General features: G+C 30.4%; 12 protein-coding genes. 3 read left to right on the top strand and 9 right to left on the bottom strand.

Annotated features, from left to right (window positions below; genetic code table 11):
• The first annotated feature begins 25 nt into the window (after positions 1–25).
• The gene (locus ACMFBB_RS10305) at positions 26–268 is read left to right on the top strand and encodes a MoaD/ThiS family protein (RefSeq protein WP_435260700.1); all 243 of its coding nucleotides are present in this window, start codon (positions 26–28) and stop codon (positions 266–268) included.
• Here the strand turns inward: ACMFBB_RS10305 and ACMFBB_RS10300 are convergent, their stop codons facing one another.
• The 4 genes from ACMFBB_RS10300 to ACMFBB_RS10285 are packed head-to-tail and all read right to left on the bottom strand — an operon-like array spanning position 269 to position 6,067.
• On the bottom strand, positions 269–541 hold the full coding sequence (locus ACMFBB_RS10300) for a DUF3817 domain-containing protein (RefSeq protein WP_435260699.1): 273 nt from the start codon (positions 539–541) through the stop codon (positions 269–271).
• A 5-nt stretch (positions 542–546) separates the two neighbouring features.
• The gene (locus ACMFBB_RS10295) at positions 547–3,009 is read right to left on the bottom strand and encodes a TonB-dependent receptor (protein ID WP_435260698.1); all 2,463 of its coding nucleotides are present in this window, start codon (positions 3,007–3,009) and stop codon (positions 547–549) included.
• 2 nt (positions 3,010–3,011) lie between these two features.
• Positions 3,012–3,734 carry a DNA repair protein RecO gene (gene recO / locus ACMFBB_RS10290; protein WP_435260697.1) on the bottom strand — a complete coding sequence of 241 codons (723 nt, stop codon included), beginning with the start codon at positions 3,732–3,734 and terminating at the stop codon, positions 3,012–3,014.
• Positions 3,734–6,067, bottom strand: coding sequence for a two-component regulator propeller domain-containing protein (locus ACMFBB_RS10285; protein ID WP_435260696.1), 2,334 nt, complete (start codon positions 6,065–6,067; stop codon positions 3,734–3,736). The genes recO and ACMFBB_RS10285 overlap by 1 nt, the downstream gene beginning before the upstream one ends.
• 71 nt (positions 6,068–6,138) lie before the next feature.
• Between ACMFBB_RS10285 and ACMFBB_RS10280 the strand changes: the two genes are divergently transcribed.
• Positions 6,139–6,609 carry a CYTH domain-containing protein gene (locus ACMFBB_RS10280; RefSeq protein ID WP_435264296.1) on the top strand — a complete coding sequence of 157 codons (471 nt, stop codon included), beginning with the start codon at positions 6,139–6,141 and terminating at the stop codon, positions 6,607–6,609.
• A 64-nt stretch (positions 6,610–6,673) separates the two neighbouring features.
• Here the strand turns inward: ACMFBB_RS10280 and ACMFBB_RS10275 are convergent, their stop codons facing one another.
• The 5 genes from ACMFBB_RS10275 to ACMFBB_RS10255 all read right to left on the bottom strand — a co-directional run bounded on the left by ACMFBB_RS10275 (position 6,674) and on the right by ACMFBB_RS10255 (position 13,656).
• Positions 6,674–9,823: a M43 family zinc metalloprotease gene (locus ACMFBB_RS10275; RefSeq protein ID WP_435260695.1), complete on the bottom strand. Its 3,150-nt coding sequence runs from the start codon at positions 9,821–9,823 to the stop codon at positions 6,674–6,676.
• Between the two features lie 330 nt (positions 9,824–10,153).
• Complete coding sequence (locus ACMFBB_RS10270; RefSeq protein WP_435260694.1) at positions 10,154–11,485, bottom strand: sensor histidine kinase; 1,332 nt, start codon at positions 11,483–11,485, stop codon at positions 10,154–10,156.
• Positions 11,485–12,198 carry a LytR/AlgR family response regulator transcription factor gene (locus ACMFBB_RS10265; RefSeq protein WP_435260693.1) on the bottom strand — a complete coding sequence of 238 codons (714 nt, stop codon included), beginning with the start codon at positions 12,196–12,198 and terminating at the stop codon, positions 11,485–11,487. The genes ACMFBB_RS10270 and ACMFBB_RS10265 overlap by 1 nt, the downstream gene beginning before the upstream one ends.
• Before the next feature lie 127 nt (positions 12,199–12,325).
• On the bottom strand, positions 12,326–12,967 hold the full coding sequence (gene trhA, locus ACMFBB_RS10260; RefSeq protein WP_435260692.1) for a PAQR family membrane homeostasis protein TrhA: 642 nt from the start codon (positions 12,965–12,967) through the stop codon (positions 12,326–12,328).
• 140 nt (positions 12,968–13,107) lie between these two features.
• Complete coding sequence (locus ACMFBB_RS10255; protein WP_435260691.1) at positions 13,108–13,656, bottom strand: lysophospholipid acyltransferase family protein; 549 nt, start codon at positions 13,654–13,656, stop codon at positions 13,108–13,110.
• 187 nt (positions 13,657–13,843) lie between these two features.
• Between ACMFBB_RS10255 and trpS the strand changes: the two genes are divergently transcribed.
• Positions 13,844–14,812 (top strand): tryptophan--tRNA ligase, encoded by a 969-nt coding sequence (trpS, locus tag ACMFBB_RS10250; RefSeq protein WP_435260690.1) that lies wholly within the window; start codon positions 13,844–13,846, stop codon positions 14,810–14,812.
• Position 14,813 lies beyond the last annotated feature (1 nt).

Raw genomic sequence — 14,813 nt, 5'->3', positions numbered from 1 at the left:
TATTGGTATTTTGTACTTTTGTTCTATGAAAATTCAATTACTTTGTTTTGGTATTGCTAGTGATTTAATAGGAGGTTCTTCTATAGAAATAGAAGCTCCTGAAAATACTTCTATTGAAAACTTTAAAAAAATAGTAGTCAAGCAGTTTCCTAAAATTACTAGTGTAAGTTCTTATGCAATAGCTGTTAATGAAGAATACGCCAATGATTCTCTTGTTTTAAAGGAAAATGATGTAGTGGCTATCATTCCTCCAGTAAGTGGAGGGTAATTAGCTTTTTAAATATTTACCAACGAAAAAAGTTCCAAAAGGAAGTAAAGAAAGTAAACAAATAATACTAAAGGTTTTTCCAGTCCATTTTAATTGATACTTTAATATAATAGCTAAAATTATATAGGCTATAAAAAGTACTCCATGAGGCATGCCAAACATTTTAACATATGTAGGGTCGTTTAAAAAGTATTTGTAATACATTCCTAGTCCTAGTAATAATATGTATGAAACACCTTCTAAAAAACTAACAATTTTAAATATATTTATCATTTTATTTATAAGTTTAATTGTAATCCTATTGAAAGATTTCTTCCAGGAGAAGAAACTCCTGAAGCAAATTCTTTATAATGTTCGTCAAACAAGTTGTTAATACTTGCTTGAATAGAAGCAAGTGAATTTAAAGTGTATTTACCGTATAAGCCAATAGTAACCCAGCTAGGTGTACCATAATATTTATTAATGTCTTCTTGTGCGTTTGTGTTTATTATTGGGGTTTGAGTATGATTATCAATCCCCTCATTGATATTATAATCTTTAATGTCTTTTTTAGCATTGAATCGTAGGTTTGCACCTCCTTCAAATTTTTTAGTAGTGTAATTTATTTCGAAATTACCAAAAAGAGGAGGAATTGAAGACATTGGTTCATTTAAATCATAGCTTTCACCTTTTGTATACGTTATAAATCCAGAGGTTTTCCAGTTGTCATGAAGTTTTCCTTGGTAGCTAACAGTGAAACCCGTTATGTATGCATTACCTTTATTTACATTAGCTACAATATCACTGTCTTCTCCATCAAATTTAATAGTTGTTTCCCCTTTGAGTTCAAAAGCTTCTCTGTATATATAATTACGTAACAAGGTATAATATATATTTGCTCCTATTCTAAATTTACGATTGTTAAAATATTTTTGAATACCAATTTCAGCATTATAAGCGTGCTCAGGCTTTAAGTTAACATTCGGAACAGTTACTTTTCCATTTTTTTCTCTTACTTTACCTACATCATCAATATTTGGTGAACGAAATCCAGAAGATATAACAGTATTTAATTGCCATGTTTTACTAGGTTTATACACATAGCCAATAGTAGCAGTTAATGCTGTGTTGTTTACACTGATATCGTTATCTGGTAATTTTATAAACTGTTCATCTATCCATTTGGCAGTTAAATTCGTATTTGTCAAACGAATTCCTGTGTTTAAGGTCGATTTGCTTGTAACATCTTGTCGGTAATCAACGTATAAAGCTGAACTCAAATAGCTGCTTCCTCCATCGGCATATCTAGATTGTACAGCGAAATCACCGTTAAATCCATTGATTTTACCGTTTACTATATGTAAAGTTTTTCCATAAGAGTTAGATCCAACATCGTTATAGGCAACCTCAAAACCATATCCTAAATTACGTTTTTTTGCAAGAGGGACAGTGAAATCTCCATTAAAGCTATAAACATTTACGGTTTCTTCTCTATATGACCTGTCAAGGCTTCCAAATTTTCTTTGAATCCTACTTTCTTTAATATTTTGATAAGCAAGTGTAAAAACCCCTTTATTTAGCCATTTTTTATTTGGATTGATTTCTAGCTGAGGAGAAATTAATAAACGTTGTTGAGGGCCATAATACCATTCAGCAAACTTTAAACTCTCTGATTTTAATTCCATTAATTTATCAAATCTAGGCACATCAGATGACGTAGAGTATTGAAAGTTTAATTTTAAATCAGTTTTTTTTGATAGAGGAATGTAAAATTTTTGAAGTATATCTGTTTGATTGTATCCCGTATTTTTTTGTAAATTCTGATTAGGGTTTGCAACAGGGTTTTCATTATAATTTCCATCTACATTATCAGAATAGAATGGAACTTTTCCCCAATCATCAAACCCATGAGAACGATTTTTACCCATAGTTAGGTCGTCAAAATTACTATGGGAAACACTTGTAAATGATGCCCATTTTTTGAATTGCAGTTCTGCAGATAAAGTGTTTGTTGTTTCACGGTTTACTGTACTGTAACGAGAAAACAAGGAACTTTTAACGTTGTTTTTATCTGATAATTTAGGGGTTTTAGTATAGTAATGAATAACACCACCGAGGGCATCTGAACCGTAAATTACCGACGAAGGTCCGAAAACAACTTCGGTTCTATCTAATAAATTAGGAGAAACTGTAATGGCGTTTTGTAAATGTCCTTTTCTGTAAATAGCGTTGTTCATTCGTACTCCATCAACAACTAGTAAAACACGATTACTTTCCATTCCTCTCAGTACTGGACTTCCACCACCAAATTGAGATTTTTGAACTTTTATACCAGGAATATTAGCTAATAAATCTGCTGATGTTTGAGGAGAAACTTTAGCTATATCTTTAGCTGTTACAACTGCAATTTGCTCGGCAATTCTATTTGTTTTTTCGCTGTTTTTAAACACGGATAAAACAACTTCGTCCAACTGCTCAGATTCTTTAGATAGGTATACTTGATAGTTGTTTAGTTTTAAGGTTGTTTTTTTTACTTGGAATTCAGCATAGGCTACATGTGAAAAAATAAGTATTTCATTTTTAGAAAAATCAGAAATATTTAGAATGCCATCTTCATTACTAATAGCCGATTTTGTTTTTTCAAAATTAAAAACAGCAACAGCATCAATTGGTTTACCAGTTTCAGCATCAATAACGGTTAATGTTTGTGAAAATACAGGGGTAATTATTAATAAGAAAAGTACTACTATTACTTGCTTCATAATCAACTAAACACAGTTTCTAAAATATCTAACGATTTTGGTTTTTTAAATCCATCCAAATGTAGTTCAAAATATTGAATTATAATTCGAAGGATAGCTTGTCTTTCGTTTTTATTGAAAGAGATATTATTAATGCTATCAAAATTTATGCCTAATAGTCTTTTAAAGAGTGTTAATTCTTTTCCTGTAAGTGTTAATTTTTCATAGCTACTATCTGTAAAACTACCTTCAGTTAAGCTAAAGGCTTCTTTGTTAGATTGAGACACTTCTGGGTAAAACCCTAAAAACTTTGATAAGTTTAGTAAAAAAAGTAAATGAAAATTAGCAACATCTGTATGGGTGTCTAGCCAAATTATTGCTGTTTCTACATAGGTATATAGTGCTTCGTTTTTTTCTTCTTCTTGAACAATATTTGATAAAACTTCCGATAAGAATAAAATGATTGTTTGCTTTATAATAGAAGTATGTATAGTATTGTATGGAAATACAACTTGAGCTTCTTTAATAGAGTTGAGTGTACCTTTATTGTTATGATTGGCTATTAATTGTAGCTGAGTTAATGGTTGAAAGTAAGCAGTTTTTAATTTTCCTTTTTTAGCTTTTAAAACTCCCTTGATCATGTAAGTTTTTACTCCTTCTTCAAGGGTAAAACACTTGACAATTAAACTGGTGTCTCCATATTTAATAGTGTTGAAAACTATTGCTCTTGTGGAAATAACAGACATTAGTTTATGATTGCAATTTTTGTAGAAGATGTTTCTGAGTTGTCATCTGTAGAAAGTAAAACAATGTATACTCCAGAGGCTACTTTAACGCCAGCTAAATTTCGTTTATTCCAAGTTACCTTACCTCCTTTAAGTTGTTGTCCTTCTATCACATTTGTTTCGTAGACTAAGTTTCCAGAAACATCTAAAATTTTAACATTAGTCCCTTTAGGTAAATGAGATCCGTTACGACCATCAATGGTTATGATATCATGTTTTTTTAATGCAGGATTAGGATAGGCATATACTTCTCCTAATTCTTCACCAAAAGGAGATACTTTACTATTGTAAGCAACCATCCCTTTGTTTGTAGCAAAATATACTTTTCCAGTTGTATTATCTATGCTAATTTTAATAATTTTATTTGAAGGTAATGGAGAGTTATCTTTATTAAATTTTGCTAAAGTTTTTTGACCACTAGGGTTTGTGTATAGTACACCTCCAGCTTCAGTACCAAACCATTTATTATCCGCACCATCTACTTTAATAGAGTTAATGGTTTGATCACCTAGTAATTTTTTAGGGATACCTTCATCTAAAATAATAATTGGAGCAGCATCGTTTATGGTGCTTTCAAAAATTCCGGAAGTGTTTGTAAATAGAACTAAACCTGTTAAAGTGCCTAGCCAAATTCTATTATTTCTATCTACAGCAACCGAACGTACATTTAAATTTGGTAAACTTCCTTTGGTTACTTCAGTAGTTAATGCTTTTTTTCTGTCGCCATTTTCGTTAAATGCATACACACCATTTCTTCGCGTCCCTATCCAAACAGTATTAGTTTTGTCAATAACAACCTCATTCATTCCTAATTTATCATTTAAGGTAACTATAGATTGGATGTCAAAATTAGTCCATTGCCCGCTTGGGGATAGTTTTTTTAATCTTTTTGATGCTCCTAGGTTAGTAACCCATAAATTTCCTTGATTGTCAAAGGCTGTTCCACCAATTCTTATGGTAACTCTGTTAGGTAAGCTTTTTTCAATGTCTTCTAAAGGACTGTTTAGTTGATTGAAAAAAGTCTTTATTTTATCATCTTCAACGTGAAGTAATCCTCCAGTTAAAGGACTGTTTATCTGAGTCCCAGAAATGTCACCATAAGAACTAATAAAAACTGAGTTATCTTTTGTTTTGTCAATACTTATAGATATTAAATCACCTAAAGGGAAATTAGGATTAAAAGGGCTGTTTAGCCAGTCTTTACCATTGAAATGAGAAAAACCATTTCTTTTTTGTAAAGGAGTATAAGCAGCATCATATCCTCCGTATACAACCCATAAATTGTTGTTGTGTGCTTCAATAGAAAAAATATCATTCAATAATGGTCCAGTAGGATGTATTTCTTCAAAAGTAGTTGCTGATGTGGTGATGGTTTTTAAAATTCCATATTTTTTAGTAGCCAAATAAATATCATTATTTTCTTCTAATGCTTCATTTAAATTAAAATCAAAGTTGCTTGAAGGTTGTACTTGTGTAATTTGAGTTAACCTTTTATCTAAAATTACTGCACTTGTTTTTAAAGCAACCGATAAGCTACTTGTTGAGCTTTTTAAGCCTTGAATTTCTTCGCCAAAAGTTCTTAGGTTAGAAATTGTAGCTCCTTGAATCACTACTAATTCATTATTTCTAGAAGCCAATAATTGATTGTTAAATACGGTAATATTAGTAAAGTTGCCTGGAAACCTTAATGTCCAATTGTTAAAGTCAATTAGAGTTGGGTTGTTAGCGTTGGCTATATAAATACCACTTGAAGTGGCAGCATAAATTTTGTTATCAAAAACTGTAATTTGATTTATTTTTTCATCAGATGACCCAGCTCCAATGAAATAAGTATCTCCAAATTCTAAATTTTCGATGTCATATACAACGATAGCAAATGAAGTAGATAAGTATAGTTTATTATTGTACTCGTATATATGATTTATTCGTTTTTCACCTGTTTGATTGAAATTTGTTATCTCAGGAGAAGTTGTAATTTTTCCTTTTTCATCGATTACTTCTATTAAGCCATTTTCGTAACCTAATACCAATTTTTTAAAGGTGTCATTGTAAAATATTGAAGAGGTAGTTCCTCCTGATAATCCTTGAACGGAAGATATTTTATTAATTTCTTTCGTTTGTGTGTTATAAACAAAAACAGCATTGTCAGTTACTGCATAAATTAATGTTCCAGATTTAATAAAGTCTTTGACATTGGTGTATGAAAATAAATCCTCCCATTGGTTACTATAATCGGTTTGAGAAATTAAATTAACACTTATAAATAATAGAAAAACTAGTATTATTTTCTTCATAATAGAACCCAAAGATATTTATTATTAACGATAAAAAAAGGTACATTCGTACAAATTTGATATCAATTTTTATGGTTTTTGAAATAGAGCGTAAGTTTTTGGTTGCTTCTGATGAATATAAATCATTAGCACGAAAGAAGAATTATATAAAACAAGGGTTTTTAAATTCTGACAAACAAAGAGTGGTAAGAGTTAGGATAAAAGACGAACTAGGATTTTTAACAATAAAAGGCCCTTCAAATAAAAGTGGTACTACTCGTTTTGAATGGGAGAAAGAAATAGCTAAGAGTGAAGCAGAAAACTTGTTGAGCTTATGTGAAGAAGGAATAATTGAGAAGTACCGATTTTTAATAGATATTGATACGCATACATATGAAGTAGATGAGTTTTTAGGTGATAACCTAGGGCTTGTTGTTGCTGAAATTGAACTTGAAAAGGAAGAAGAAAATTTTAAAAAACCTAATTGGTTAGGGGAGGAGGTAACAGGAATAGCAAAATATTACAATTCTAATATAAGTAAATTGCCTTATAGTACATGGTAAAAAAACCTGCTTGAGATGCAAGCAGGTTATTAAAATAAAAAGGAATCGTTCCTTTTTCTGTTTCTTATTCTTTTATTATACTTAGTGTTTTTACATGTTTATCAGAAAACACTTTGAGTATATACATTCCTTTGTTCTTAATTACAGTATTATCAATAGTAATTGAATTAGAAGGTGATGAAATTGATTTTCCATGGATATACCTTCCTAATAAATCATAAACTTCTATTTTTATTTTACCCTGATTATTGAAGTTTGAAATATTAATTTTAGCTTCTGTGTTGAACGGGTTTGGCACAACTGATATGATGTTAGAATGAAAACCGCTTTTAATGTAGCTAGGACCTACACTACCTCTTATTTCTGTAGTTATATTTCCATTAGCTGTTTTGTTATACGCATAATCTGTTATTGAATATGATTTTCCGTCATTGGCAACAGTTATATGAAACCATCCGTAATGAGTTTTCCCATTTATTTTAAATGTAAACCCTATAAAACCATTTTTTCCATTAGAAGTTGAGTAATCATCGGAGCTAACTACATAGCTATTAGATTCTGCTACAAAATTACTTGAAGCACCAACAGTTATACCTTCACTTAAAAGTGATGCGTTTCGGGTATTTCCTTCACAAACAATATCTTTATTGTAGGAAACAAGTCTAACGGAATTGCTACTGTACCACGCTCCATATCCAGTGTCGTCACCAGTTTCTATTCTGAAAAATTTCCACGTATCGTTTGAGTTGACAGTTAAGTCAGGAATATCAACGTATACAATATCATTATTTGTACTACAAGGTTGACATGAACCTCCACAGTCAATACCAGTTTCATCACCATTTTGAATTCCATCATTACAATTAGGAACAGCATCACTATTGATAATGATCTGGTAGTCTTCAACTTCACCATAGCTAAAAGATTCACATGAAGTTGGGATCCCGTTATATTTCATAGAAACTCTCATTCTTGTGATTCCAGATTTAGCAGATGTAGGTATTTTAAACTGACCTGTAACTGATGAGTCTCTTGAAGCAGCTTTAGTCCAAACTTGTTCGCCACTATCAGTAAAGTCTCCATTTTGATTGTAATCTATCCAAACACTATACCCTTCTGAGTAAACTGTACTTCTCCAACTTGGAGTTATAGTTACTGAATAATTAGCTTCCTTAGATAAAGAGGTTGATACGCTCCCGGTATAATCTTCATAGCCATTATTTGAGCCTAATGAACTATTATTAATTGTGTTTAATTGAACCCTACTAATAAATTCATCATTTATATTTTTACCATTAGAATTACAATAATTAATATCAATAGTACAAGGCTGACATGAACCTCCACAGTCTATTCCTGTTTCGTCACCATTTTGAATGCCGTCAGAACAGGTTGCTCCAATATTTCCATCCCATACTTTACTTCCGGCTTTAATAGGACCAAAAGGTTCTGTACTGTATGCGTAATCTAATAAGCTATAAGAAGTTCCGTTGTTGTTAACTCTAACTCTAAACCAACCATAATTAGTTTTTCCTGGATAGATTTCTATTTGAAATCCTATATAGGCAGTTTGATTATCCCACGCTGTATAATTTGCATCCCTTATTACATGTAAGTCTGGGTAAGCACCTCCATTTACCCATGAACTTTGTTGATCAATTAGAGTGTTTAATTGAATAGGAGTTATATTTCTAGTTCCAGCTTCACAAACTAGCGCTTTTTGATAGGTTTCTAGTTTAAGTGAATTATTTTCGAAAAATGTTCCAAAACTATTGTTTGAAGCTCCTTCAATTCTAAAAAATGTCCAGGTTTTACCTGAGTTAGCGGTGTAGTCCTGATTGTCAGTATAAACAACTTTGTAAGGATCGTAGAAAGAAAAATTAAAGGTTATTTTATTGGAATTTAAAGATGAGGTTCCACCTGAAATAGCTGCGTTTTTAAATATTATTGCTCCAGTGGTATTATTTGTTATTGCATGATTAGTAGCCTGTCCTGTAAAATTAACACTAAGTGTATTGTTACTAGTAACACTTATTTGAGCAGATAAGCCTTGAGGTAAGCTTGTGTCAAAATGAGTTCCTAGTATTAAGTTACCAGAGTTTTGAGTAAATGTACCCCCTTGTAATGTTATTGTTTTTGATTCATTTGCTATTGAACCATTGTTAGATAGCGCTTCCTCTACTGATGCTTTATCTACCACCAAAGTATTTCCGTTTAAGTTTACTCCTGTTGCAGCTAAATTTGCAGGTTGCCATAAAGGTTTTCTTGCTGGATGTTCTAATGCGGCAATCATTCTATTAACTTGCCCTTGAGTAAACATTTTACCACATCCGGATGCAGCGTCATATCCCATATAGTTTTCATAGTTTATTAAATTTCCACAATCACTAGCCCCAACTACGCATCCATCATCGCCTGATTGTTCGTCTTCTTTAGGAGTGTCACTAACATAATCTCCATTAGGGTCATTACATCCTCCTTCGAAGGTATGAATCAAGTTTAGCCAATGTCCAAACTCATGGGTGAAAACTGAAGCAAATTCTTTATTCGTATTTCCATGGATATATCGTCCATTATAAACAACTCTTGCAGTGTTGTTGTCAGACATGTATGTGTTAGGGTACCAAGCGACTCCAGAGTTGGTTGAGCTACCGTCAGCATACAGATCTCCCATTATATATACATTCATATATTTATAATTATCCCAAGCATCTGCCGCTATTTGGTTGTCATAACCACCACCATTTCCATAACCTGATTTTTCATCATAAAATACAACTCCGTTTGTGCTTCCTCCATAGGGGTCTATTTTGGCTAAAGCAAAACGAATACTTAATGTTGATTTTCTGCCATTAAAAAAAGGGTCAATTGAATTAAAATCGTCATTTAATCCATTAAAATCATCGTTTAGTTTGTTTAAGGCAACTTTAATCTTGTCATAAGTGACTGTTTTTCCGTTTTGAACGGAACCATAAACATGAACAACAACAGGTATTGTATATATTTCACCAGATTTTTTATGCTTGTTGTGTGTTTTTTCTTTAACTATTTTTTGAGTTAAACTATTAAAGTTGTCATATTCTATTTTAGACTTGGGGTGTTTTAGAAATACTTTTTGATTTTCTCGGGTTACTTTACAATCTTGTGCGGATAGTTTTGTTGAGTAAAAAAATAATAAGCATAAGAAGGGTAAAAAAAACGTTTTTTGTTTCATAATGTATTGTTGTTTAATTGATTAGTCAAACTTACGCTTCTGAAACAATTTAAATTAATACAATCCTAACCAAAACAAGTAATAAATTAACAATTAATAATAAATTAACCTTTATTTTGTGTTTAGTTTATTTTTTTAACAGAAAAAAGACCAAGTTTCCTTGGTCTTTTCATGGATAAATTGTGAGCCCCCCTTAAAAATTCACAATCCCTTTCTTTTCATACTTCTAATTTACAAAACTATATACTGTTATTTTTTTTTATTAAACAACTGGAAGAAAAAGATAAATGAAACATATGCATTAAACAATAACTGGTAAATTGTTTAATTTTATAAGTCAATTTTAGGGAACATTAGACTTACTTTAGTTCCATTTTTCCCTTCATCTAAAAGATCCTTAATTTGGATTTGAATTTTGTTTCCGTACATTAACTTCATTCTTTCTTTTACAATATTTATTCCGTAAGACTGTTTAATATGAATTTGTTTATTTTTAATACTCTTACTTTTTTTTATACCTATACCATTATCAATAATTAGTACTTTTATATTGCTTTTTACTTCTGTTATTTCAAGTGATATTTTTTTCCCTTTTTCATCTAATTGTAAGCCATGCCAAATAGCATTTTCAATAAAGGGTTGAAGAAACAATGGGACCACTTTTAATTTAGAATTATTTACATTTGGGTTGAGTAAAACTTCAAATTCGAATCCTTTTTTTAACCTCATTTGTTCAAGTTTTACATATATTGAAAGTATTTCAAGTTCTTTTGTAAGGCTTATGGCATTTTCGTTAGTAACGTCAAGTACTCTTCGTACTAAAAAAGAGAACTTTGTAATGAAGTTTGAGGCTTCATCTATTTTATTTTGAATAACAAAGTTGTTTATTGAGTTTAAAGAGTTAAATAAAAAATGAGGATTCATTTGATTCTTTAATGCAATTATTTTTAATTGAGATATCTGATTACTTTGTTTAAGGAAGTTTATTTCAACTTCTCTTTTCTTTTCCAAAATTTTTCTATAATGTGTTCCTATTAAAATTGCAAAAAAGGTACTTTGAATGATGGCTCCTACAAAATAATAGAACATTCTATGAACAGGCAGGTTTATTAAATATTGATCACCTTTCATCATTTTTAAAGAGCTAATATTAGCAAAAACCAAAAATAAAATACAGCCTAAGAGTAAGTATTGAACTTGTGTTGTTTTGATTTTTGACAACAAGTAAAATACATAAAAAGAAAACAATGTGGTTATAGGTAAAGAGTACGTTACAACTTTTTTTTGTATTTCGTAACCATATAAAAATTGGATTATAATTAATAGAATAGAGAATGCGACAAGTGCTCTTGACAGTAATAAAACTCCATAGTCTATCCGAGGGAATTTTTTTTTACTTTTTGTTAACTCTCTACAGAAATTAATAAAAAAGACAAAGCCTATATATTGAATTGAAAAGCTTATGTATTGATAGTAATATTGAACAGTTTGGTTTTCAAAAATATCTCTCAGTAGATAAACTGTTAAACAGAAAAGATATCCGCTATAAAATTTATAGATTTTATCTTTGTTTTGTGCGTAGAATATTACGTGATATACAAAAAGGACAATTAATCCACCTCGAACCCATTGATAAAATGTAGAAGAAATATCTAGCAGCATTATTTGTCTAGTCTCAATTTATTAATTAAAATATTTTTTTTCCTTCTACTAACGCTTACAACCACGCCATTGTTTAAAGTTATTTCATTAAGCCCTTTATTATACTCTGTTACATAATTAAGATTTATTACGTAAGAATTATGAACTCTGTAAAAGTCAGGGAAATCGAATTTTTTTTGTACCTCTTTTAATGTTTTTGTTACAATGATTTTTTTTCCAGTGTTTAAAAAAATCGTTGTATAGCTTTTGTCAGCCTTTAAATAAATAACATCTTCTTTGGCTATTAAATACACTTTTCTGTCAGCAGAAACATTAATCCTATTAATAATGTTGTTACTGTTTGTTTTTTTTAGTAATTGTTTGGTAACTTTAACAAAAGTGAGTTGTAATTCATCAATATCTATTGGTTTGAGTAGGTAGTCAATCGCATTTGCTTTAACTGCCTTTATGCCGTATTCATCATGAGCAGTGGTAAATACAACATTAAAGTTTCGTTCAGGAAATTTTTCAAGAAAAGTAAATCCATCCATCTCGGGCATATGTATATCTAAGAAAACTAAATCGGGATTTAATTCTTTAACTAAGTTTATGCCAATAGTAGGTGAGCTACATTTTACAATATTTAAATCGTCATTTACTATACATTTTTTAATTTTCCACTCCAATGCTTCTAATGCATCTTTTTCATCATCAATTAAAATAATTTTCATCATAATGCCCTTCTTATATCAATTTCTGAATGGGGGAAGAAATTGATGTATAGTTAATTACTTATTTGTTTAGTTGTCAAAAACCAAACAAATCAACTTATCTAATAAGGTATTTATGAAAAGAAAGTTCTTAAATATAATAAAATATTGTTACAAAATGGCTGAAGCTACCGAAAAGAACAAAAACATGGAATATAGCATGGTTGTACTTTATTTTTTTTATTGAATATAAGATGGCGCCTATTGTGTAAAAAACACCTCCTAAAATTAAAAAAAACAATCCTTTTTCTGGGAGATTATTAGTTAAGGGCTTTATAAAGAAAATTACTTGCCATCCCATTAATAAATATAAAGCTGTGGATAATTTGTCAAATTTTCCTGTAAAAAAAAGCTTTAAAATAACTCCGGTAAGCGCAAATAACCAAACAAAAATAAACATATACCAACCTAGTTCTTTAGGTAAGGAAATTAAACAAAATGGAGAGTAACTTCCTGCTATTAGTATATAAATGGCTGCGTGATCAAAGATATTTAATTTTCTTCTTCGTTTAGGGTCTTTTGCGGCATGGTAAAAGGTAGAAGCACTGTATAAAACGATTAAACTAACACCATAAATTATGAAGCTTATTAATTCCCAAAAGTTAGTATAGGTTAATGACTTGTTCAGTAAAAAAGGAAATGCTACTAAGCTTAATAATAATCCGAAGCCATGGCTAGCTATATTTAGCCTTTCTTCTTTTCTACTATAATGGTAATTTAATTTCTCACTCATTATTTAATTTGTTAGTGTCTTTCATATATAACTCATCATTTTTTAATTCATTATACACTAAAGAGAATACTTGTTGTTTTAATTTCTTTCTTTCTTCAATTTTTAGCCCTTCTGTTTCAATGAAATTACATTGTTTAACTCTAAAATTCCCTGGTTCGTCCTTTAAAGATATTCCATGAAAAAAAACGTTTGCAATCATAATAAATTTGAGGAACAATAGGAATTTGGTGCTCTATAGCTAAACTGAAGGCTCCGTTTTTAAAAGAAGCTAAAACAATATCTTCTTCAGGAACCAACCCTTCAGGGAAAATTCCAACACTAGTTCCGTTCTTAAGTCTTTCTTTAGCCATTTCATAAACTCTTTTTCTACTTTTTTCAGATACTCTATCAACCATTATAACAACTTTCCTGTAAAAGAAACCAAAAACAGGTATTTTAACAAGTTCTTTTTTTCCTACAAAAACAATAGGATTCTTACTTAAAGCAATCATTACCCATGGGTCTAATAATGATGCATGATTTGCTATAAACATATAGCTTTTGTTTTTTTCTATCTTTTGTTCTTTCTTTATTTTTAAGCGAAATCCCATACCATAAATTAAAAGAAACGACCAAGCTCTAATCATTTTCCAGAAAGTAGGATAGTATTTTTCGTTAGAAGTTAATACTAATAAAAAGGGGAGCATCATAATTATTGAGCTAAACATTAAAATGTAAAACCAAATTCTCCAAAATAACAAGAGTGGTAATTTAAAATACTTCATGGTTGCTAATGTAGTAATTTCTTTTGTTTGATAAATTTTAACCTTATTTTTGCTGATGTAGTTAAGCTTTGAAGGCTTATGTAACAATTATAATTATATACAAAAACAACAGATGTCAAGAATTTTAACAGGAGTACAAAGTACAGGAACTCCACATTTAGGTAATTTATTAGGTGCTATTATGCCAGCAATAAAGATGGCAAATAACCCTGAAAACGAATCGTTTTTGTTTATTGCTGATATGCATTCTTTAACTCAAATTAAAGAAGGAACGCAATTACGTGAAAATACTTACAGTACTGCGGCAACTTGGCTTGCCTGTGGAATTGATATTAATAAAACTGTATTTTATCGTCAAAGTGATATTCCTGAAGTGACTGAATTGTCTTGGTATTTAAGTTGTTATTTTCCATATCAGCGTTTAACATTGGCTCATAGCTTTAAGGATAAAGCAGATAGGTTAGCTGATGTTAATAGTGGTTTATTTACTTACCCTATGTTAATGGCAGCAGATATTTTATTGTACGATGCTGAAATAATACCTGTAGGTAAAGATCAGTTACAGCACTTAGAGATGACACGTGATGTAGCTAATAGGTTTAACAATATTGTTGGAGATACATTGGTACCACCAAAGGCTGAAATTAGTGAAAATACACAGTTGATTCCTGGAACTGATGGAGAAAAAATGAGTAAATCTAGGAATAATATTATCAATATCTTTTTACCAGATAAAAAATTGCGTAAACAAATAATGGGTATTCAAACAGATAGTACTCCTTTAGAGGAACCTAAAAATCCTGATACTGATAATGTTTTTGCAATTTATAAATTATTAGCTTCCGAAGAACAGATTAATGAAATGCGAGCTAATTATGAAGGAGGTAATTATGGTTATGGACATGCGAAACAAGCTTTATATGAGTTAATTATTGATACGTTTGCTGATGTTCGTGCTAAGTATACTCATTACATGGATAACCGTCATGAAATTGATGAGGCTTTAGCTGTAGGTGCTGCTAAGGCAAAGGCTGTTGCTAAAAATGTGTTAGAGAGGGTTCGTGAGAAAATAGGATATTAAA

The sequence above is a fragment of the Tenacibaculum sp. nBUS_03 genome, from assembly GCF_051201695.1.
Classification (GTDB): Bacteria; Bacteroidota; Bacteroidia; order Flavobacteriales; family Flavobacteriaceae; genus Polaribacter.
This window is presented reverse-complemented; position numbering and strand designations above follow the sequence as displayed.